17 protein-coding genes are annotated in these 23,503 nt (G+C 41.4%); 8 read left to right on the forward strand and 9 right to left on the reverse strand.

Annotated elements, in window-relative coordinates:
* The first annotated feature begins 108 nt into the window (after positions 1 to 108).
* Positions 109 to 1,803, forward strand: a complete 1,695-nt coding sequence (locus tag MKX60_RS22780; protein ID WP_341061059.1) for a M3 family oligoendopeptidase — start codon at positions 109 to 111, stop codon at positions 1,801 to 1,803.
* A 96-nt stretch (positions 1,804 to 1,899) separates the two neighbouring features.
* Here the strand turns inward: MKX60_RS22780 and MKX60_RS22785 are convergent, their stop codons facing one another.
* Positions 1,900 to 4,653 (reverse strand): glycoside hydrolase family 2 protein, encoded by a 2,754-nt coding sequence (locus MKX60_RS22785; RefSeq protein ID WP_076298802.1) that lies wholly within the window; start codon positions 4,651 to 4,653, stop codon positions 1,900 to 1,902.
* A gap of 145 nt (positions 4,654 to 4,798) precedes the next feature.
* On the opposite strand from MKX60_RS22785, the gene MKX60_RS22790 reads away from it, so the two are divergent.
* On the forward strand, positions 4,799 to 5,737 hold the full coding sequence (locus MKX60_RS22790) for an ArsR/SmtB family transcription factor (protein ID WP_076298801.1): 939 nt from the start codon (positions 4,799 to 4,801) through the stop codon (positions 5,735 to 5,737).
* Positions 5,738 to 5,822: 85 nt separating this feature from the next.
* On the opposite strand, the gene MKX60_RS22795 is transcribed toward MKX60_RS22790, so the two are convergent.
* Genes MKX60_RS22795 through MKX60_RS22805 form a run of 3 tightly spaced genes read right to left on the reverse strand, consistent with a single transcriptional unit; the run spans position 5,823 to position 7,114 of the window.
* A complete protein-coding gene (locus tag MKX60_RS22795; RefSeq protein ID WP_076298868.1) occupies positions 5,823 to 6,203 on the reverse strand; it encodes an iron chaperone in 381 nt (126 codons plus the stop codon).
* Positions 6,204 to 6,231: 28 nt separating this feature from the next.
* The gene (locus MKX60_RS22800; RefSeq protein WP_076283444.1) at positions 6,232 to 6,594 is read right to left on the reverse strand and encodes a DUF4180 domain-containing protein; all 363 of its coding nucleotides are present in this window, start codon (positions 6,592 to 6,594) and stop codon (positions 6,232 to 6,234) included.
* Position 6,595: 1 nt separating this feature from the next.
* Positions 6,596 to 7,114 (reverse strand): ankyrin repeat domain-containing protein, encoded by a 519-nt coding sequence (locus MKX60_RS22805; protein ID WP_076298800.1) that lies wholly within the window; start codon positions 7,112 to 7,114, stop codon positions 6,596 to 6,598.
* Between the two features lie 221 nt (positions 7,115 to 7,335).
* Here MKX60_RS22805 and MKX60_RS22810 point away from each other — a divergent pair, with 221 nt between their 5' ends.
* The gene (locus tag MKX60_RS22810; protein ID WP_076298799.1) at positions 7,336 to 7,821 is read left to right on the forward strand and encodes a DUF2975 domain-containing protein; all 486 of its coding nucleotides are present in this window, start codon (positions 7,336 to 7,338) and stop codon (positions 7,819 to 7,821) included.
* Positions 7,822 to 7,933: 112 nt separating this feature from the next.
* Here the strand turns inward: MKX60_RS22810 and MKX60_RS22815 are convergent, their stop codons facing one another.
* The 3 genes from MKX60_RS22815 to MKX60_RS22825 form a co-directional block, all read right to left on the reverse strand.
* Positions 7,934 to 12,043 (reverse strand): S-layer homology domain-containing protein, encoded by a 4,110-nt coding sequence (locus MKX60_RS22815; RefSeq protein WP_341061060.1) that lies wholly within the window; start codon positions 12,041 to 12,043, stop codon positions 7,934 to 7,936.
* A gap of 142 nt (positions 12,044 to 12,185) precedes the next feature.
* The gene (locus MKX60_RS22820) at positions 12,186 to 13,277 is read right to left on the reverse strand and encodes a response regulator (RefSeq protein ID WP_341061062.1); all 1,092 of its coding nucleotides are present in this window, start codon (positions 13,275 to 13,277) and stop codon (positions 12,186 to 12,188) included.
* 3 nt (positions 13,278 to 13,280) lie between these two features.
* Positions 13,281 to 16,391, reverse strand: a complete 3,111-nt coding sequence (locus MKX60_RS22825; RefSeq protein ID WP_076283439.1) for a hybrid sensor histidine kinase/response regulator — start codon at positions 16,389 to 16,391, stop codon at positions 13,281 to 13,283.
* Positions 16,392 to 16,647: 256 nt separating this feature from the next.
* On the opposite strand from MKX60_RS22825, the gene MKX60_RS22830 reads away from it, so the two are divergent.
* The 5 genes from MKX60_RS22830 (at position 16,648) to MKX60_RS22850 (ending at position 21,123) form a co-directional block, all read left to right on the forward strand.
* Positions 16,648 to 17,424: a MerR family transcriptional regulator gene (locus tag MKX60_RS22830; protein WP_340970498.1), complete on the forward strand. Its 777-nt coding sequence runs from the start codon at positions 16,648 to 16,650 to the stop codon at positions 17,422 to 17,424.
* Entirely contained in the window at positions 17,421 to 18,101 is a 681-nt protein-coding gene (locus tag MKX60_RS22835; RefSeq protein ID WP_143764023.1) for a GNAT family N-acetyltransferase, read from the forward strand. The genes MKX60_RS22830 and MKX60_RS22835 overlap by 4 nt, the downstream gene beginning before the upstream one ends.
* Complete coding sequence (locus MKX60_RS22840) at positions 18,085 to 19,092, forward strand: alpha/beta hydrolase family protein (protein ID WP_341061063.1); 1,008 nt, start codon at positions 18,085 to 18,087, stop codon at positions 19,090 to 19,092. Before MKX60_RS22835 ends, MKX60_RS22840 begins: the two co-directional genes overlap by 17 nt.
* 129 nt (positions 19,093 to 19,221) lie before the next feature.
* A complete protein-coding gene (locus tag MKX60_RS22845; protein WP_076298866.1) occupies positions 19,222 to 20,049 on the forward strand; it encodes a MerR family transcriptional regulator in 828 nt (275 codons plus the stop codon).
* A gap of 45 nt (positions 20,050 to 20,094) precedes the next feature.
* Positions 20,095 to 21,123 carry a serine hydrolase domain-containing protein gene (locus tag MKX60_RS22850; protein ID WP_341061064.1) on the forward strand — a complete coding sequence of 343 codons (1,029 nt, stop codon included), beginning with the start codon at positions 20,095 to 20,097 and terminating at the stop codon, positions 21,121 to 21,123.
* Positions 21,124 to 21,207: 84 nt separating this feature from the next.
* Here MKX60_RS22850 and MKX60_RS22855 read toward each other — a convergent pair whose 3' ends face one another.
* On the reverse strand, positions 21,208 to 21,597 hold the full coding sequence (locus MKX60_RS22855) for a hypothetical protein (protein WP_042189026.1): 390 nt from the start codon (positions 21,595 to 21,597) through the stop codon (positions 21,208 to 21,210).
* Positions 21,598 to 21,736: 139 nt separating this feature from the next.
* Positions 21,737 to 23,482, reverse strand: a complete 1,746-nt coding sequence (locus tag MKX60_RS22860) for a glycoside hydrolase family 35 protein (RefSeq protein ID WP_076283435.1) — start codon at positions 23,480 to 23,482, stop codon at positions 21,737 to 21,739.
* Positions 23,483 to 23,503: the final 21 nt, after the last annotated feature.

Consider the following 23,503-nt stretch of genomic DNA (forward strand, 5'->3'; position numbering starts at 1 on the left):
ACATTTGTTCTTTTTTCGACCATAAAAAGCTTACACAGGTCTATCGTAAATGGCTGTTCAGATTATATAATAGAGACTATCTGGTATAGAAAGGAAGTTGATTTTTTTATGAAATTTGATGATTACCGCTATGAGCGACCGGATGTAGAGAAATTCAAGCAAGACTTTAACGCCCTGCTGAAAGATCTCAACGACACATCACCACTAGAGGTGCAAAAAGCTTCCGTCACTGCCATTAACAAGCTTCGCAATGAGTTTGACACGATGCAGACATTGGTTAGCGTTCGTCATTCTATCAACACGACAGATGAATTTTACAAAGCCGAACAAGAATTCATGGACGAAATCGGGCCTGTCGTTCAGGAATACATAACTGACTACTACAAAGCACTCGTACATTCCAAATATAGAGCCGAGTTTGAAAAGGAATGGGGTGCGCAGTTACTCCAGCTTGCTGAAGTATCGCTGCGGACGTTTAGTCCGGAAATCATTGAAGATTTACAATTGGAGAACAAACTATCAACTGAATACTCCCAGCTTATCGCATCTGCCAAGATTCTTTTTGAAGGTGAAGAGCGTACACTGCCTCAACTCGCACCTTTCGAATTGTCTACAGACCGTGATATGCGTAAAAGCGCTTCTGAAGCTCGGTTTGGTTTTATGTCCGAACACGAGGCTGAATTTGACCGCATCTATGACGAGCTCGTCAAGGTCCGTGACCGCATAGCTAAAAAGCTTGGGTACAGCAACTTTGTTCAGCTAGGTTATGACCGTATGATGCGTACCGACTATAATGCTGAAATGGTTGCTAATTTCCGCAAACAAGTTCTTGAATATATCGTACCTGTCTCCCAGCAGTTAAAGAAACGTCAGACTGAACGACTGGGTCTAGATGAATTGAAATATTACGACGAGAACTTTAGCTTTAAGACCGGGAACGCTACCCCTAAAGGGGATCCAAACTGGATTGTAGCTAACGGTAAGAAGATGTACAAAGAACTCTCCCCTGAAACGGATGAATTTTTCACCTTCATGCTGGACAATAATCTGGTGGATTTAGTAAGCAAAAAAGGAAAACAAGGCGGCGGATATTGCACCTATTTCAGCCAATACCAAGCCCCTTTTATTTTCTCAAATTTCAACGGAACCTCTGGGGATATTGATGTCTTAACTCACGAAGTGGGTCATGCGTTCCAGGTTTATGAAAGCCGCAATATTAATGTGCCAGAATATGCTTTTCCAACCTATGAAGCATGTGAGATTCATTCCATGAGTATGGAATTTTTCGCTTGGCCTTGGATGAATTTGTTCTTTGAAGAAGATGCAGATAAATACCGCTTTAATCACTTATCTGATAGCCTTCAGTTTATTCCTTACGGGGTATCTGTCGATGAATTCCAACATTTTGTTTATAGCAACCCTGAAGCAACTCCTGCTGAACGCAAGCAAGCTTGGAGAGACATCGAGAAGAAATACTTACCACATCGTAATTATGAAGGTAACACTTATCTGGAACAAGGGGGCTTCTGGCATAAACAAGGCCACATCTTTGCCTCACCGTTCTACTACATTGACTACACACTAGCACAGCTATGTGCCTTCCAATTCTGGAAACGTTCGAACGAAGATTTCAAATCTGCTTGGAGCGATTATTTGGAGCTATGCCAAGCTGGTGGAAGCAAGTCCTTTATTAAACTGGTTGAACTAGCGGGTCTGACTTCACCATTTGAAGATGGCTGCATTAGCTCCGTTATTGGGGATATTGAAGGTTGGCTGAACAGCATTAATGATAAAGAGCTTTAATCCATACTCTGATAAGCTCATCACAAAAAAAGCAATCCTTGCCTTATGGCTTGGATTGCTTTTTAAAATTGAATGATCCAACTTCACCCATGTATGTTATCGATAACGAATCAATAAATCTATAGGGTAACGACCCGCATTGCGACCATATAAGGCTAAGCCTCCACCCTCTGCTTGAAGCTCCAAACGGAAAGTACGATTGCGATCTAGTTTAGCTGCTAACTGCCCCGGTACACTTACTTTACACAGATAGCCGTAAGAGCCCGCCTCATCCAACTTATTCGCTAATGGCTGATAATGCCAAGATAATACACCTCGGCTGTCGGCCGGATCATCTGGCAAATAGAAGGAGCCAATCCGTTGACCTTCTATCAGAACATTCACACGTGAAGGATGACGTTCTTCGTCGGTCATATAATACGTATTCGGATTATACTCCACCCTAGCATCTGCACCATGCATGAGATCAAGTCCCATTTCATTTTGCTTTGCGCCTTCAACATTTCGAGCCAATACTCGCTTTGCGCTGGCTTCGAACATGATTTCGATCTCGCCAATCATCTTTTTCTCCATACCATCTGGAAGAGTTACATCATATGCATAACGGCCTTGCCCAGCTCCATTGATTTTTGCGCATTGAATAGCTTCCCATTGTTGATTAAAGTTGTGTTCTTTATACGCACCAACAGGGATACTAATACAATCTCCATCCCCTTCAAACCTTTCGCCTTGATTACCGCTTCTTACATCAAACGTAATGAAGTTGCGAGTGATTACCTCTCCCTTATTATTTATCAAAGAAACTGCTAGCACTGCAACTGCATCCTGATCGGGCATAATAATAAATAGTGGTGGTAAATCTGCTACTCCATATCCGTCCCAATTCACTGACATATGCTCACTTTGTGCAACAACTCTTGTTCCCAAATTGTCGTACCAAAGCTCCCACTTCATCTGCACATGCTGTCCATGATATTTATCTGAGAAGCTGGAACGAAGGAGCGGAACTTTAACTTCATCCTTTGCGTTTACGGTCTGACACGGCGGTGCATCGATCACGATGAAGTCCGGAGAATGCAGATCAGAAATCGTCATCCCGGGAACAAAGTCATCATAACCAAAATCTTTATCGCTGCCATCTAACCGATAATAACCATTGAACTCGTTCGTAACATCGCGAAATTCGGTAAACACAAAACCACATAACTTATCATGCCGCCGGAATTCATTCATCATATAGCGGTAATGCCACGCTAAATCACTATCCCCTGCGCCGCCTTCGATTCCCCACACGTTACCACATTCACTGTTCATAAGCGGGGCATCAGATTGTACATTACCTCCGATACAGTTAAAGTCTGAACCTGGGAAAGTTTTGTCTACAACCTCATTCAAATGAGCTCTAAGCTGATCATAACCATTAATGTAGAAATGCCAAGTATTGATATCAGATTCCACATGATCATAGTTACAAGGCGAGTTATCTTCAACGATTCTAGATGGATCTAGTCGTTTTGCCCAGCGATATTGTTCCCGAACCCATTCCTGTGTTACTTTGAGATAACTGTACTGCTGTTGTACATCACTCGTCAGACTAGTGTCCTGAGCGTTCGTCTTCAAGCCCCAAGTCTCGTTAAACATTACCCATGAGAAAATCGATGGATGATTATAGTCTCGTTCAATAATCTCAAGTGCTTCACGTTCATACGCGTTACGTGCTTTTTCATCGGGATTTCCCCAAAAGCAAGGCATGTCTTCCATCACCAAAATACCCAGTCTATCCGCCCAATATAGCTTGCGTGGTTCTTCTGGCTTGATATGAATACGCACAAAGTTCAGTCCCAAACGTTTCATTAGATAGATTTCATCCCGCATATCTTCATCAGACGGATAAGTGAAATATCCCATTTTGTGATAAGACTGGTCAAGGGTACCATTTAAATAAATCGGCTTACCATTGAGGGTAATCCAGCGATAACCACGCTCATCAAAACGCACAGTTTGGATTTCTCGAACTCCGAAATAGGTACTGACTGTGTCTGTGCCAAAAGATCCGTTAAGTTGTAGTTCGCCTTCGTACAAATAAGGTGTATCTGGACTCCACAAAATTGGATCTGTTATATGAATAGAGAGCTTAAATTCATTCTCCCCTGCGATAAGATCTATTTTCTCAGTATGCAATATAGAATTCTCTGCGAATTTCAGCGTGAAATCTGCCGATCCATTTTCTTGTGCAAAGATTCTTGTGGTCACGTTCACTTGCCCATCAATAGTGGTCACAAACTTAGCATCTTTCATATAAGTCTGAGGCCGAGATTCTAGCCATACGGGCTGCCAGATTCCGCGAATTTCTCCATAACCTTGTTTGCCACGCGTTTGGTAATCATGATCGAAGTCCTCTACTCTAACGACAATTGTATTGTCTAAATCTTCAACCCAGTACTGAGTAACTTCGAACTCAAATGAACCATATCCACCTTGGTGTGAACCAACATGCACTCCGTTAATCCAAACGTCACATGAATAATCTACTGCCCCGAATCGCAAAAATAGTCGTGTCTGTGAGTCGGTAGTCTGCCATTTCAAAGTCCGCCGATACCATCCTATCCCTTTATGATCACTGCCAATACCTGATAATGGACTTACCCAAGAAAAAGGAACAGTAATCATCGAACTGTAAGCGATTTCGGAATTGGAATACCAATGTTCGCTAATTCCTTCATTGCTCGGATCAAAGCTAAATGACCATTCCCCATTCAAATTCATCCATTCGTTGCGCTGCCAATGTGGATGCGGATGTTCGGGACGAGGAATCGGAAGACTCTCAACATTCAGTACGGAAGTTGTCATGATATGAGCACAGCCTTTCAAAATAAGAAGTTGAGCTCATTTTAGCACCAGTATATAAAATTCGCAATGTATATTATAATTTTACAATATAGAATCTTCAGTGTACAATATCCTCAACCTATCCTAACGAAAAGGAATACAACCAATGAATGATATTTCGCAAGAAACGATACGGTACCCCGCATCACGCATCTTAGATGTTGCTAAAGCACTTTCTGGAGATGTCAGAGTCCGTATTCTTGAAGCCCTTGGTGACAAGCCCATGAGTGTCAGTCAATTGGCCGAGACACTTGGCGTAGCTCAACCAACAATTTCAATCAATGTACAGACCCTTGAGCAAGTTAACTTAATCTCATCTACACAGGGTGCAAATCGCGAGAAAATATGTGCGGTCACCTGCCGATCCATCCATCTCGATCTTCCTTCGAAGCTAGGCGATGGTCTGCATCAAACGGAAGAAATACATATGCCCATCGGGATGTTCTCCCACTGTTCTATTCAACCCTCTTGTGGTATGACTGGAAAAGACGGCGGAGTCATCGGTTCTCAGGATGATCCACGGGTATTCTACATGCCGGAACGAGTTGATGCATCTCTCTTATGGTTCGCTGACTCTGGCTATGTCGAATACTATTTTGCCAATCCACTACCCCCTGGTGTCGAGCTTGATGAGATTCGGATTTCGGCTGAGGTTTGTTCTGAAGCACCTGCATTTCGGGAAGATTGGGCAAGTGACATCACATTAACTATAAATGACCTACATGTCGGTACTTGGACTTGTCCATCAGATTTCGGTAACCGGAAAGGAAAGTTAACACCCGAACGATGGAAGGGGGGTACAGAATATGGAATGCTGACAGAGTGGAGTATCTCAGAACAGGGTAGCAAAATAAATGGAACTGCTTCTTCCCCTACTACAATTAGCTCACTGAAGCTGGCATTTAATGAGCCCATTCGAGTACGATTTGAGATTCGCGAGGATGCCCTCAATAGACGAGGACTTAATCTATTCGGAAGTGGTTTCGGAGACTACTCACAGGATATTATCCTGTCGTTTGTGCGTCGTTCAGTATCGAGTACATGATAACACGTAAGAATTGCACACCTGAAACCAGTGTAGATCGAAAGCTTCAGATGTGCCAGTGGACAATGTTTTCTTTACACACCAATTACTTACGCTTATCTTCAACTTTTTTGATATTCTCAGCCACTCTAAATTTCACGATCTTACTAATTAATTCATAGGGCATCGGCTGATTAAGAGGGAATTGAATGGATCCTTTTGCTCCTTTATAGACTGATAATTCTTCTTTGAAAGCGTCAATACCATTAGGCGTTGGATAAAATCCAATATGGTTTTTGAAAGCCGCAAAATGCACTAAATTTCCGTGCAGTGTAAAAGTAGGCATCTGATAGCTAATCTTTTCAATCGCATCAGGTGCCGTTTCTTTTATTACTTTTCTTATTGTACTAAGGATTTCCTGAATCTCAGATGGAAACTTGGAAATATAGTCATCGATCGATTCATACGTGATTTTAGCCTCCACAATAAGTCCCCTCTCTGTTTCAAGTTCACATTTAACTTTGATGAAGTGCTGCCAATGCCTCGTCTTCTGTACTCTTGAACAATATTTTATTCCCCTGATTACATTCGTAAATAAAATCATTCAGACTTTTACTATTATAGCCAGTAAATTCTCCCACAATAGCAACTCGCATCTGATAGTTTGTATACTTTTGAAGAATCTCTCCGGCAAGGCCCGTCTTTAACTCAAAAAAATCATCTGTGATTTGCTCTTTTCTTAGAATCATTTTATCGCATTCTTGATATCTCACGTTTGCCATTAGATCGAGTGCATCATTTACATTATTAATTACAATACCTTCGCTGGAAATCAAAGCTACTGTTGAATTGTCTTTACGGTTTAATGTGATTTGCATTCTAAATTGCTCCTTTTTCAATAAGAAAGTCTTTTACGTTGTGGTTTCCTTGTTGGATAGCTATAGCTAATACTGATTCACCACCTTCAATTTTAGCATGGATGTCAGCTCCGTGTTCGATTAACAAGCATATCAGCTCCACATTATCCGAATGAAAAGCTGCAGAATGCAAGGCAGTGTGCCCATCGCTATCAAAAATATGTGTCTGAGCACCCTTGTTCAATAGCAGTTGGATAACACCCATATTCCGCTCCCCAGCAATTGCAGCATGAAGTGCAGTATTAGAAGGAATGAAATTAATCTTGGAATGGGATACTGCATCAACCTCAGCACCATGGTCTATCAATACCTGCACCGCTGCTTCTTTACCGAAATGTGCTGCATATCCCAAAGGTGTGAGGCCCTCGTTATTTTCCGTATTTGCAAGAGCCGGATGGAATTCTAAAATTTCTGTTAGCCGTGCAGCATCGCCATGTTGTGCCGACTGAAAAACTTCATTAATACTTTGCCGTAGTTCCATTAGATTTCGCCTCTTTTCAATTGATGAAGAAATGATTTAGCTTATTTTTTCTGGATAGTGAAGCCATTCTCCTGCTAACAAGAAGAAATGATGTTGTCGTCTTTTAAAGACGATAACCATTTCTCGTAAAATAACAAACACAAAAAACAATACAAATTTATTGTAAATCAATAAATTAAATGCTAAAATCATGAAGTCATTAAATAATTGAGGTGTTTTAAATGAATGTTAAACGAGGTTCAACCACTTTTTTAAAAGTAATTATTTTTCTGGTTGGAATTGCAGTGCTTGCTTTGTGTATCTGGTTGCCTGAGATAGCGGTAAGAGATGCAAAAGTACATCCAGATACGGCTTACTTCCTGATTCCCTTTTTAGTATGTGCTTACGGATTCTGTATTGCGTTTTCTGTTGCGCTGTACCAAGCATATAAACTATTAAACAACATCGAAAAGAACAATGCTTTCTCTGAATTATCCCTTAACTCTTTGAAGATTATAAAGAAATGTGCTTTTACTGTCATTTTCCTCATTTTGTTAGGACTAGTAAGCTTAAGGGTGCTTGCTAAAGTTACAGATAGTGATGATCCAGCGGGTCCTACATCATTATGTCTAATGGGTCTTTTAGCAACAAGCATCATCGCAGCCATTGTGGACGCACTTCAAAAGCCATTAAAAAACGCCCCAGATATAAAGCCAAAAAATGTATGATTAACAGTCAAATATCAACATTAGAATTTAATAAAGCCAAAAGAAAAGAGTATTCATTCGAAGGTTATCGAATGAATACTCTTTCTTTTCAATGTATATTGTGAGCCAATTTTTAAATTAAATCAGACTTTTGAAGAAGCCGCTTAACGATCGCTGCAACCTCAGCTCTGGTCATATCATCCTTGGGAGCAAGTACATTGCTGCTTCGTCCCATGATTACGCCTGCCTGCAAGCAGTCAGCAATTGCGCTAATCGCCCAGTCAGATGCTTTGCCGGCATCGGTATATGGGTTCAAGAATCCTTCAGCGGATTGATTAGGAAGGTTAGCCTTTAGCGCTGTAATTTTCATCGCTTTGGCGATAATCAACATCGCTTGTTCACGGGTAATTTGGTCATCAGGGCGGAACATGCCATCTTCAAAACCATTGATTAATTGATATGCATATGCAGTATTGATCGCACTGTTATACCAATCCGTAGTTTTAACATCCGAAAATGGTGTTGCTGTTTGACTCAATTCTATTCCGAGACCGCGAACGACAATCGCCGCAAACTCTGCGCGGGTAATCGCTTGATCAGGTGTAAATTGACCATTGCCAGTCCCTTCGATAACTAAACGGGAACCCATATCATTCACTGCATCTTTTGCCCAGTGATTAGCAACATCACTGAATTCAAGTGGATGCCAGATTACAGAGTAAGTGCCGCCACTAAGGCTGTTGATTGTAGCAAAATATTTGCCTTCAATGACTATCACTTTAGTAGGTACATGATGCACTGAGCCATCAGCATCAATATACACTCCGGTTGTAATCTTCTTCGGGTCCATCCCCTCCGGAATAGCAATCGTACGTTTCACATACGTATTGAATTGAGAAAGTTCAATACTCTTATCTCCGTACATGCCTCTAGCAGTAAAGTTTACTGGTGCGCCGACTAATGAAAATGATCCGTTTTGTGCAGCAGCTCCTAATGCCTTAACTTGATCGGCAGTTGGTGCGCTGATTTCAATCTGTATTTTAATATCTTGTAAAGCTACAGACTTACCAATCTGCGCGGATAAGGCCTCAATATCAATCTGCCCAGCAGGCAGTGTAAATGTCGCATTTCCCGTTCTGATTTCAAGTACAGCTTGATTTCCCTGCATATTTTTAACCATTTGTCCGTTTAGTTCGCCAACGATAATATCAGATTTACTAGTGGCAGTGATAGAAACCACAGCACCTTTACCTTCAGCGGCGAGTTTGTCTTCCAGCTTCTTCTGGTCTAAAGCAATGGTGGTTAGCGTTTGATCATTCCGTTTACCATTCGTTGCAGTTCCCACGGTTTCCGCTTTACCATTGATTAAAATGGAAGCATCATTTGCCACAGGTGCCGGCGTTGCTGATGGAGTTGGTTGAGAAGGAACATCAACACTGGATGGTGCGCTCGGGATGACTGTATTAGATTCAGCAGATGATTCGCTAAAGCCAGCCTTATTGATGGCCTGTACCGTGAAGGTGTAGCTTGTACCATTCGTAAGACCACTGATTGTAAGCGGACTTCCATTACCCGTAACCGTCAGCCCTCCCGGATGAGCCGTTACAATATATCCTGTGATTTCACTTCCACCATCGTTTACCGGCGGTGTAAAGGTGATGATCGCTTGACCATTTTCTGCAGTTGCAGTTACGGATGTTGGAATACCCGGTGCTGTAATTGGCTTAGCAGGAGCCTTCACAGTAACGGTTGTTGAAGCTTTATAACTTCCTTCTTTCGTTGTAACTGTAATGATGGCTGGTCCCTCACCAACTGGAGTTACTTCTCCATTCACAACCTTGGCTACAGTCTCATCGCTGGAGCTCCAGATCAGGTCTGGATCTGTTGCATTTGCAGGCTCTATTGTCGCTTTTAGTATTCCCACAGTTTCACCAGCTGTTAAAACGAGCGTCTCCTGATCTAGCCTCACCCCAGTTACATTCACAACTGGTGGAATTGGTTCACTTACATGTACTGTTGTTGAAGCAGTAAAACTTCCATCTTTAGTCGTAACCGTAATGGTGGCTGTTCCAACACCAACCGGGGTTACTACTCCGTAAACAACCTTAGCTACTGTTTCATCACTGGAGCTCCAGATTACCCCCTTATTGGTTGCATCGGCAGGTGCGACTGTCGCTTGTAGCGTTTTATCACCTTCTCCAACTGTTAAATCAAGTGTTGGCTGGTCTAAGGTTACTCCGGTTACTATAACAATTGGTGGCTTAGGTGCTGCCACATTCACAGTTGTTGAAGCCTTAAAACTTCCATCCTTAGTCGTTACAGTAATAATTGCTATACCCTCACCAACTGGTGTAACCACTCCATCCACGACTGTTGCAACAGTTTCATCGCTGGAGCTCCAGATCACATCTGTATCTGTCGCATTTGCAGGTTCTATTGTCGCCTTTAGTAAGGCATCTGCTTCACCAGCAGTTAAGTCGAGCGTCTCCTGATCAAGCTTCACTCCGGTTACGTTCACAATTGGAGCACTCACAGTTACGGTGGATGTCGCAGTATAACTTCCGTCTGTTGTTGTTGCTGTTATCGTTGCCGTTCCAACGCCAACTGGGGTGACCACTCCATTCACAACTGTCGCCACAGTTGCATCACTGGAGCTCCAGATCACGGTTTTGTTCGTGGCATTAGCAGGTTCTATTACAGCATTTAGTGTATCTCCTGCTTCTCCCTCTGTTAAACTAAGTGATGTTTTATTCAAAGTCACTCCAGTTACGAGGACATCTCCCACATCGTTTACCTGCACATTGAAGGTGTATAAACTACTTAAAATGCCATCATTTACAGTAACAGTAATCACACTGTTTCCGTAGGCATTCTTCGCTGGTGTTATTTCTAACGTCCGCACATCCCCACTTCCACTTACTTTCAGTCCATTATTCGGAATTAGGGAAGTATTAGAAGATGTAGCTGATACATTTAGGTCATCCCCATCCACATCAATGACCTTAAAGGAGCGTGATACAGATTTATTTTTTTCCGTTGTAGTACTTCCCATGAAGCCTGTGTCCTGCTTCCAGCTAGCACCAGTGATTGAACCGTTCTTAAGTGGGGTGATTGTATTGACAGCAACATTACCATCTTTACTATTTGCTAATTTATAGCTTAAGGCCAGATTAGGCTCTGAACCCGTCAAATCTACATTCATTTCACGAACAATATCGCTCTGGGTTTTAGCTTTACTCCAAAACCTTACGTCTCTCATCCCACCGCTGTAATCTCCGTCCTGTCTCCAGGTGCTTTTACCAAGCCAGTTGTTCGGACGTGCCATATTTCCAACTGTACTTAAATCCATAGCCCCTTCTGCCTTAAGAACACCATCCCAATAAATACGCCCCTTCTTCTGACTGTGATCGTAAACAATCGAGACATGTACCCACTTGGATATCGGGAAATCGTCTGTGACATTAATATCTCCTTTATTGGTGTAAGCGATGAAATGCATTTTTTTGCCGTTAAAACCCACAAAAATATTGTGGTTCTGCTCTGCGATCGAAGATTCGAAGAATCTCATCCAGGTATTAAAACCATTGACTTTTAAATTACCTTCAATTGTAAAAGAATTCTTGTATAACAGTTGATCTGGGAACGTCACATAATCCCCATTGCCGTCAAAACTAAGATAGTCCCCACCATTCAGTTCTGTCAGATAAGGTGCATCGTTCACTGGATTTACAGTAATTGTAGCAGTACCTAGATCTGGGTTGAATGCTGCAGAAACAGTGGTATTCGCATTTTTTTGATAATTTTGATAGCCGACTGCTGTTGTGTCCCATAGCTTAAAGTCAATGGAAGCTGTTCCGTTCCAGTCTTTAGCGGGGACAAAACGAATTTTCTCCGATTTCAGCAGCAGAAAAGCTTTAGTGTCAGACACTGGCTCGATATTATACCAAATATTTGCTTGCGTGTTGTAATATTGCCAGGCCCCATTGGTATTATCAAATGACACCACAGCAATTCCTGTTGAAGCTGGGTCAGTTACCTTACCCGACAAAAGACTAGACACAACAACGCCTGCGTTGGAAGAATCGTCTTCATTGATGGACGGTATCACAGCTGGGCTATTCACGATCCAACCAAAGTCCGATTTTGCACTCACTATTTGAGTGTGGATCGGCCCCACACCTTGCACCACAACTCCAGTGGCTAACGAAATACTAATGCCTATTTTCATAAATGATGGCTTCAAACTCTTTTTCCCCCTCTAGCTTAAATCATGTCATCATTTCGACAATAATCGAGAGTATTATACAAAATTATGATAAACGAAAAATAAACAAAAAAAGAACCTTCGAATTCTAATCGATTCGTCGGTTCTCTTTTTCTTTATACTAGTTCATCATCTTCTTAATCAGAGCTTTGAGCTTAGGATCAGGTGAAGTTCCAAGCTCCTGTTGAAGAGTCTCTTCTAATTGCCCATATCGCCGATAAGCTTCATTCATACGTCCTAGTTCAATATACAAATGAATGATTTCCTGATGGATATCTTCTCTCAAGGGATCCAATTTCAATATTCTCTCAAAGTAGTGCAGCGATTGTTGACGCTCGTTCTGCTCCATATGAAATCTAGCAGCTAGTTCCAGCAGTCCAATAAAATCCTGTTCAAGTCGGCGTGTCTTCCCACTAGCCCAATCGTATGCTTTACCTTTGAGAAAGGACCCCGTATACAATGTTTCTACTTGATTGAACCATTCAGAATCTTTTTTCGAGACCTGCCTAATTTGCTTCAGCTGTCGCTTAAACTCATACAAATCACAATAAATACTGCGTTCCTCTATACTAATTTCGATTCTGCTGGCTTTAATAAAGCTAGTTCCGATTGCTTTTCGAATATAGTACAGGGTTGAGTTCAGATTCTTCAACGCTTTATCAGGTTCCAGCCCGCTCCATAAGGTATCGATAATTTCATCTCGGCTAACCGTCCCTTTACTAATCAAAAAGGCAAACAATTCTTCGGTTTTTGGGCTCCTTAGCTTGATGGGCTCTCTGTCTTGCGTACGGCGGTATATCTTTAGTCCATTAAATAAGAGAACTTCTATGACGGGCTGAACCGTCACACCTCTATTCATTTTTTTGATCTTATCCAAAGTTTTAGTTAAACGCTGTGCAGTTACAGGCTTCAGCAAATAATCCACAGCACTCAGTTCGAAGGCTTGCAGTGCGTATTCGTCATACCCTGTAACAAAAACCACATTAATCGATTCATCTAGTTCATGCAAAAGGGTGGAAAGCTTCATTCCATTTGTGTCAGGCATAGAAATGTCCAAAAAAGCTACATCAATCGAATTCCCCTTCACAAATTCATAGGCTTCCGTCGGATCCAGAAAAGTATCGTATACTTCAATCTCTCCACTCTGAGATAATATCCTTTTTAAGCGCTTTACTGATAATTCTTCATCATCCACGATAATGGCTCGCAGCATACTTCAACCTCCTATCCGCTTCATGTGTTGTTTGGGGATATCAAAAGAAACCCGTGTGCCTTTTCCTTCAACACTTTGAATACGAATGTTCTTTCCATAGAGAAGTTTGATGCGTTGACTAATATTCCAAAGCCCTACGCCTCTTTTATCTACATCTGATTTCATGATTTCCTCCAGCTTGTGCTCACTCATTCCGCGTCCATTATCTTCTACAACAAAGCTGACTACAGAAGGATCCGACTCTTTCACAGATATAGTTACCTTTCCTCCCCGTAAATTGGACATCAGTCCGTGTCTTATAGCATTTTCTACTAATGGTTGTAGGATAAGTGGGGGAATCCGGCTATCCGTATTTGCGGTTATATCATATTCCACTTGTAATCTAGCACCAAAGCGCACTTTTTCAATATTAATATATGCTTTAACTAGCTCTAGCTCACCCTCCAAGGTAGTTAACGAATCCAACTGTTTGAAGTCAAAGCTGCTTCTCAAATACTGTGACAGCTCCAGCGTTAATTCTTCCGCCTGCTCAGGTTCTTCCACACATAATGCAGCAATTGAATTCAGGGCATTGTACAAGAAATGAGGTTTGATCTGAGAACGTAAAAAGGCAATTTCGGCATCTTTAGCTTTCTTCACAGAAGCTCTCAATCGGGTCAGACTTTTCACACGCGCCATTAGTTCTTCCGCTTCAAACGGCTTCCCCACATAATCATTTGCCCCATTATCCATGGACATTTTCATATCGCTAACTCTATTCTTCGCCGTTAGCATTAACACAGGCAGCTCAAAGGGTGTGAATCTCTCTCTAATCCTTTGCAGAACCTCATAGCCAGAAATATCCGGCATTGTAATGTCCAGTACAACGAGAAAGAAGTCTGAATTCTTCGATAACTCATCAAGTGCCAGCTGCCCGCGGTTCACAACAACAATGGAATATCCCTCAAGCTTGAACAAGTTGATCATAGATTGCAGGTTGGCAAAATCATCGTCCACGACCAAAATCGGCTCATTGATTTTACCTTTGATATATATAGGATACTCCTGGCGCGGAAAGAAAACTTCTCTATAAGGAAGAGTCTTATCCACGATTGGACCCGTGACTTGATTAGATGTTCGATCCCATCGTGAAATAGTAAATATAAAGACCGAACCTTTACCTGCAACAGAGTCCACTCTAATGTTCCCGCCATGTAACTCAACCAGCTTCTTGGTAATGCTTAGTCCGAGACCTGTCCCACCATGACTGTGAATTTCAGCTTCGTCCACTTGCTCAAAGGCCATAAAAATACGTTTCTGCATATCCGGTGCAATTCCGATTCCCGAGTCTGCCACACGGACCTCAACCCATTCATGAGTAAATCTGGCACTAATATTTATTTCACCCTGCTCCGTGAATTTAATCGCATTATCTACCAAGTTGTGCAAAATCTGAATCAAACGGTTGCCATCTGCATGTACAGGTGGAAACTCTGGAGCAACATTGTTTACGAGAAAGATCGACTTTTCTCCGAGCAGAAACGAATGTATACCGATAACAGAATCTACAACAGCTTTCAGATCTAGGGTGCTTTTATATAAGGTGATATCTCCATGCTTCATTTTGGAATAATCGAGTAATTCGTTTACCATATAAGTTAATCTTCTTCCACTTCCCATTACGATCGCTAGATTCTGCGCTTGCCTTTCGGTAACTGGACCTTCAACCCCATTAAGTAGTGTAGCAGTAATGTTCACTATGGCATTTAGTGGTGTCTTCAGCTCATGAGAGGTATTGGAGAGAAATTCGTCCTTAATTTTGTCCAGACCGATCAGTTGGTTTTTCATTTCATCTATCGTATGATAAGCCTCGAAAAAACGGAGAACAATCAGAACGATCATAATGATATTAAAGGCTACAATGTAAAACTGTCCTAGCCAAAGGTTTTCTTTCATCGAAAGAGCAAACAGAATGATGTCTATCGAGTACAGATTGATAGCAAGAATCGCCAAGAACAGCAGCAACGATTTGATCCGATTTACTTCTGTGCTTCTGATATACAAGATAGCCACTCTAAACAACATCCAAATTAACATCAATTCATATACAATGATCACATAGGTAGAGAAAAGCGTGTAAGTACGAATAGGCAGGATTGCTACCAATATTATAAAGCTGCCTAGTATAATCGTTACGACTTGCGTAAGTTTTAAAGAGATTATGCTTTTGTGCATTTGGTAAAAAAATATAGCCAGAACAATAAAACACGATATGGAGCTAATATCCTTCACTTTGTATAACACAATGAACGAAAGGTTTGGGAAAAACAGTAACAGCGAACGTTCTCCAATCAAGCCATGATAGATCGCAAGCAGTAAACAAATAATAGCAAATACAAGTAAGGAGTAATCCTTCTTACGGTATAAAGCAGCCGCCACAAAGCAGATGACAAAAATAAGTGATAATGTTCCCAATATTGCAACTGTACTAAATTCACGAGCCGTACTCTTCTGCTGGTTCTCTAGCATAGCGGCTTCCTCGCCAAAAGTAAGAGATACCGGAATACCTGCATTTACATATTCATAGTTAGAAACTTGAATGATAATCTCTACATCACCTTTTTCAGACGAAAAAAGCCCAATCTGCGGAATATTCCCTGACTGGTAATCGGCAGTACTCATAGTGGGGTTTCCATCCTTAATGAGTAAATGCCCATTCACATAAATCGCACTCGAAAAGCGGATATTCGTTTTTTTCAAAGCGAATACACCGTTTACAGGTAAGTTTTTCAGCACCATCCGATAAGTAGCAGAACCGAATGCAGGTAAAGGTTGTCCATCAACCACTTTGCCATTCCATCGTGAGGGGACCTCCATTAATGCTGTAGGAGCAGGTTTGTCTGTGCTTGATTCTATAAAATGCTCAGGCATTAGCAGCTGGTTCCAATAAAATTCCCACTCACCATCTAACTTGATGATCTTTTGTTGCCCATAATCCCAAGTTGAAAGATCCATGCTCCCCTTCTGAACTTGCAGATAATTCTCATGTTGATCATTATCTATAAAAATGGATAGTGGGATTGTTGCTAATGAGATGAAAGCAATTAAATAAATAAGTAACGTCCTTTTGAGCATCGTAGGCCCCTTTTCTATGGTGATGTTAAGCTGCGCAAACGCTTGGGGCATCGTGCAACACTTGGATTATATAGGATAGATAACGATAGATAACGATAGATAATTCTATAAAATTTTCTGTTTTCCTTCATGTTTCGACAAATTAATGGAATGGCGATAAGCGATTACACGAAACTGAGATCCACGCTTGACCTTAGGTCAGACCTAAGGTTTATAGTTAAATCAACAAATACCAATATAGTTAGGAGCACCTCCATTGAATCATTACATTACGATTGGTGAACTTTCAAAACTTATGAATGTATCCGTACATCAAATCCGATATTTTGAAGAGAAAGAGATTTTATTTCCAGCCTATACTGATAGCAATCAATACCGGATGTACGGAATTAATGAGATTTATCAGTTGGCCCAGATCCTATTACTCCGCAAATTGAACGTGCCTGTCAGTACGATTAACAAAAGCATGAATAACTTCACCAAAAATGACTACTATCAACTTTTGGAGCAGTCTCTAAGTAAAATAAACTCTGAAATAAACCAGCTAATGTTGTTGCAGCAGTTTTTACAAAAAGTACTTAAGGAATACGAGCACTCCGACATTCTAGAAGACAAATATCACATTAAACAATTGGATACTCGTCATTTAAAAAAATGGATGGAAATAGAACAAGATGAATCACTCACCGCTCGAAGTCTGTATGAAAAAAAGCCGCAACCAACTCATTTATTTGAAACAGATCTGCATTATTTATACGGTACTGAACAAGTAACCTTATGTTTTGAAAGCACTCACTTCCCGGACATCATCCTAGAAAAAGGCAGCTACTTATATAAAGCATTTTTCGTGACGGATGATCATGATATTGAACTTGAGATTGCTCAACTGGAACACTATATAACACAACATCACTATACAATTCAGGGACCATTGATCCTTTTGGAAAAATCATATCTATCCCTATTCAACAATGACAAGCTTCATTATGAAATCCAAATTAATATTAAGCATGACCCTGACGGTGTAGCATGATAAGTCCGAACAAGATAACAATCGCTCACTACCAAGAACAAGATCATAGAGCAGTGTGCAATCTTTTAGTGGATGCGTTCCACGGTAAGTTCCACTCCCTCACCTCACTAGAGGACGATGATATTGCTGAACTACTTTTTGGGCTCTGGGAGCATGACCAACCGTCCGCATCATCACAACAAATCGTAGCTAAAGAAAATGGAGAGGTTGTCGGTACGCTCAGCATTAAGTGGAAGGACAGCCGAGCCTCAGACAGAAGTAAATTAATATCACCTCACCATAGTTCCTTTTCACAATTATTTAAGCAATTTGGATATCTAAATGTGTGTAAGTTAATGGTTGGGTTACATTTTTTGAATTATCAGCCTCGCGCAAAAGAATGTTATGTCGATCATTTGGCCGTTCGATCTAGCCACCGTAATAAAGGAATCGGTAAGCAGTTGCTTAGTTGGGCAATAGATTTTGTAAACAGTCACTCAGAAGTGGACAAATTAACGCTACATGTTGCTAAAAATAATAAACGAGCTATTCATATGTACCAACAGATGGACTTTGCTATCGATCAATCAAACTATAGCGGGATTAGACACCTTCTTTTTAAAGAGGCTAATTGGCATTACATGACGAGGCGTTTACCACTACATCCTAGGAGCTCAATAAATGAAAAAAAATATTAAATTAACCGCATGCTTGATCATTGGCTTAATGGCAGCTTCAGTCTTATTCGTATTAAATCAGCATTCCTATGCAATGAATGAGCAAAAGATAGAAATCGAAACCCCTCAGGGTAAACTAACAGGAACTTTAATTCTACCCCAGCACTATTCTGGAAACGTAGGGCTAATAGTTTTTGTTCATGGTGATGGTCCCATAAATGACACATACGATGACGGATATAAACCTTTATGGGAGAAATTCGCATCTGCCGGATATGCGTCTTTGTCTCTTAACAAGCCTGGTATTGGTGGTTCCTCTGGTAACTGGTTGGAGCAAAGCATGGAAGATCGTGCTCAGGAAACGATATCTGCGATTAACTGGGCGAAGAACTTACCAATGATTGATAAGAAGTCTATTGGTTTGTGGGGAGCAAGTCAGGCCGGTTGGGTGATTCCCAAGATTGTAAAAGAAGTTCCTGATCTCGCGTTCAGTATTCTTGTATCGCCTGCGGTGAACTGGATTTCTCAAGGTAAATACAATACAAGATTAGAAATGAAACAAGAAGGCTTCTCGGAAAATGAGATCCAAGCGAAAGAATATTATAATGCTCAAGTATTACAATTACTTAACGAACGAGCATCTTACGAGGATTACTTGCGTATTGCACAATCCGAGGACTTGATTTCTAAGGAACGCTGGGGATTTATTGCCAAAAACTATCAGTCTGATGCCACAGAAGACCTTAGTTACTTCAATGCTCCTGTCCATTTAGTACTCGGCGGTCAAGATATCAATGTAGATATTGAGGAAACCGAACGTATTTATCGTGAAAAAATACCTACCAGCTTGCTCTCAGTCTCTTATTTTCCCAACGCTGACCACTCTATGCTGTCAAAGAAGAATGCCGCATCCCCCTTAAGGACTTATTTAACCGCTGTTTTCTTTCCACGACAATTGGTGGAAGATCAATATTTAAATGATCTAAACCGATTTGTGAAGACACAACATTAAACCTATTTCCAGATAAGAAGTCTGGCTATTGACTTTACCCTTAGGGGAAGGTGCATAGTGGAATTGAACAAACCACCGAAATTCAAAGTTTATATATCATTAAATATCGAAGAAATGGAGATGAGATTGTTGCTGTCCATAGGAGAATTCTCGAAGATATGCGAAGTGTCAACCAAAACGCTGCGGTATTATGATGAAATTGGACTAATTCATCCCGATGAGATTAATCCCGAGAACGGTTATAGGTATTATTCCATCAAACAACTAACAAAAATACTCTTTATCAATCGTTTGAAATCTTATCATTTCTCACTAGAAGAAATCAAAGATATTCTGGAATGGGAGCAGGATCATTTTGAAGAGAAGCTTAGTACAGCCCTAAATCTCAAAAAAAGAAAACTACAAGAGAAACTACGAACTTACGAATATACATTAAAGCAACTTAATAGTGATGTTCTAAATTTAGAGAAAGGAATATCGATGATGTCCTACCTAAATAAGATAGAAGTGCAACTTGTTGAAACCAAACCAATGAATATCCTATATACACGTCAAATGTTGAGCAGTGATGATTATACGTTTGGATATGGTAAGTATTTTAGCAAACTGTATGAAACTATTGCCACTGAAAAGCTGACCTTGCTGGGCACGCCAATAACAATTTATCACAGTGAGGAATATAATCCTGCCGGGAATGATACAGAGTTTGCCCTACCTATTGAGGAGATCGTAAATGGAACGAGAGAATTACGTGAAGGGCTGTGTGCGAAGTCTGTTTATAAGGGCCCTTATTCAGAATTAACATCGGTTTATGCGAAGCTCACAGAATGGATTGAAAATGAAGGTTATGAAATGGTGAACTCACCCTATGAAAAATATATAACAGACCCCACGCAAACTACTCATCCTGAGGATCTTGTTACTGAGGTGTATTTTCCAGTTAAGAAAAGATCGTAGCCACACTCATATTCACACAAAAATTTAATTAAAGGAGTTATCGATATGCACAGAAACTACTGGCCTACAAAAGACTGGCAAACTTCAGATCCGGCTACCTTAGGAATGGATGCTGAACAACTTTCAGAACTAGAAGCTAAGATTAAAACCGACTATAGTAATATAAACGGAATTGTAGTGGTGAGAAATGGATATATTGCCTATGAACAATACTTCAATGACTATGGCCCGGATGATCTGCATCATGTGGCTTCTGTAACGAAAAGCATCTTATCCGCCCTCATTGGTATTGCCATTGAAGCCGGATTTATCAAGCATGTTGATCAGGAGGTGCTGGATTTTTTCCCCGACTATGTTCCCGACGATGCTGCTGCCAATCTACAAAAACGAGAAATCACTATACGCCATTTGCTCACCATGACAGCTCCCTATGCTTTTGAAGACTGGCACGAGCCACTGGAGCAACTCTGTAAATCGTCCGACTGGGTCAAATACACACTTGATATCCTTGGCCACCAAGGGAATGTCGGTGATTTTAAATATTCCAGCGCAGGGGCGCACTTACTGTCAGCTGTCATCACTCGTTCCACAGGAAAAAGTGCCCGTGAGTTTGCTAACGAGCGATTATTCAGCCCTATCGGCATGACGGAAATCCCGGATTATGAGATGAAATCATTTGGGTTTGATGATTTATTTGGGGTAAATGTGAAGGGATGGGTGGAAGACCCCAATCGTATCACCACAGGAGGATGGGGACTTACGTTGTCTCCACGTGATATGGCGCGTTTTGGTTTATTATATTTGAACCGTGGAAAATGGGAGAATAATCAGATTATTTCGGAGACATGGATTGAAGAATCAACAGCGATGAACCCTAATCATTACGGTTATTTGTGGTGGCTACGCGAAGAAGATGGGACTTACACTTACTCAGCGTTAGGGGATGGTGGTAATGTCATTTGCTGCATTCCAGAAAAAAAACTTGTCGTAGCTATCGCCTCAGAATACACACTTCAGCCTCGTGACCGGTGGCCTCTGATTAAGGATTGTATTATTCCGTCTGTAGTAGAGTAAAGAAGATAGAAAACATGCTGGTTGCCACTACTTCATTAACAACTAGGAGTGCAACCAGCTGTCTACAATCTAAATCATTTTGCTTCAAGGAAAAATAATATCGCCTTCGTTGCTGCTCACATCAAAAAATCCTACTTTGTGTTTTATAGCCAACTCCCGCATCGCCGTATAAGCTTCCTCAGCTACAGAATAAGCGAAAGCTGCATAGATGACGGATGAGCCAAGCGAGTAGTCAGTCAACCGGTTATCCGTTCCTGCTTCCTCCATCGCCTCAAAAATCTCATCCTCTACATTCATATTAGGAAATTGCTCGGACAACTCACTATAAAAACGTTGCAGCGCCTCCGATAAAACTGATGGATCATTATAGGCATGGTCTTCCGACCACTGCACTTGCTGCTCATACCACTTCATAAACGCTGCTCTCTCTTGCGGTGCTTTAGACGTCTCGAACGCCATCAAATCATAACTCATTAGCAATCCTCCTCTAAACCACCCTAATCGTGCATTTTCAGTTCCTATAAATTGTTGGGCTGTTTTGATTATATATTAAAAATCATCAGACCCATACTATAGAATTATGATACTTACTCACCCATTAAATATTTAAATATCATGTGAGCTCAGGTGTATCTACCAAAGTAACCACTGGCTCCATTACGCCATGTAATTCAAACAAGATAAGTTCGTTCCCGCCTTGACGCAAAAGCGGTGCCGGTATGTAAAGCGTTTTTGTCGGACCCTCCTCCCAGTAACGACCTAGATTAAAGCCGTTTATAAAAACTTGACCTTTACTCCATCCGTCCAGCCGCAAAAAAGTATCCTCAGGCTTACTGACTTGAAAGCTCCCCCGGTAGAAAGTGGGCCGCTGACGTTCTTCGCAATTTATCGGTGTGAATGATAATCCTTTAAGATCTGTTAATGGCAAGGAACGAATGGTCCAATCATGCAAAAATTGATAGCCGAGTCTAACGCCACAGGTTATGCCCTTCGGATCACGAAGCAGAGGGCCATAATTTACGCGTCCCATGTTCTCCACAAGAATGTCGATTTGCAGTCCCTCAATCGGGATCTCTAATGAAATTCCTCGCGGATCCCAGCGTTCAACTGTACCGACAAAGGCCCCATTCGCGAATACAAGCGCACGATCGCGAACTTCTTGAAGAACGAGCTCCGTACTGCTGCGGGGTCCACTGATCTTCGTTGAATACAAGATAAATCCATAATCTTGACCCAGTTTCTCCATTGGCTCGGGACATGCTCTACGTTCTGGACGAGACAAAACGTCTAACTGAGTGAACAGTGGTGCTGCTTCTGTCATCAACACTTTACCATAAGCTTGTGACTTTATTAACGGCGGTAATTCCAGTGGCGGCAACGTTACGTATTTCTCAATAATTTTTCGAGCTTCATAAAATTTTGCAGTTGGCTTACCCGATTCGTCCAGCAGTGTATCATAATCGTAGCTGGTTACGATGGGCTCATATTTGTCAAAAAGATTTGCCCCATTCATAAATCCAAAATTCGTCCCCCCATGAAACATGTAGAAGTTAACAGAGGCTCCTAGAGCCAGCATTTCATCCAAAGTCTCCGCTACTTCGGATTCGGGGCGGGTATTATGCGGTTTCATCCAGTGGTCAAACCATCCATTCCAGAATTCCATGCACATCAACGGTCCCGTAGGCTGATATTCACGTAATTTAGCAAAGGCTTCCTTTGCCCGTGAACCGAAATTTACGGTGGCGAACACTCCGTCGATCATACCGCCTTGAAGCATATGATCTTCAGCTCCATCTGAAGTAAACAGCAGAACGTCCATGCCGCGGGCGATCATTCCTGCTTTTAGATCATGCAGGTAAGTCTTATCACTCCCAAAGCTTCCATATTCGTTCTCTACCTGAAGGGCAAGCACAGGCCCACCGTTAGTGCTTAACAAAGGCCGCAGACGTGGAAGCAACTCATCGAAATAGGCATCCAACTTAGATAAATAGACGTTATCATTACAACGCAGCTGGATGTTATCGTCCGCAAGTAACCAAGCTGGCAATCCACCGAATTCCCATTCCGCACAAATATAAGGACTTGGCCGCAAAATCACGTGCAAACCAAGCTCTCCAGCAAGTCTAACGAAAGCCTCGATGTCAGCAAATCCATCAAAATTGAAGTTCCCCTCCTCTGGTTCGTGTAAATTCCAAGGAATATAGGTTTCAACAGTATTTAATCCGCAAGCCTGCAGCTTCAGCAAACGATCCTGCCAATATTCCGGAACGATCCGGAAGTAATGAAGCGCACCAGAAAGCAACCGGATGGGTTGTTCGTCTAATATAAAATGATCCCCTGATATGGATAACTTCCGCATATAATTTCTCCTCCAACATTG

The sequence above is a fragment of the Paenibacillus sp. FSL R5-0914 genome (assembly GCF_038004525.1).
In the GTDB taxonomy this organism is placed as follows: Bacteria; Bacillota; Bacilli; order Paenibacillales; family Paenibacillaceae; genus Paenibacillus_AQ.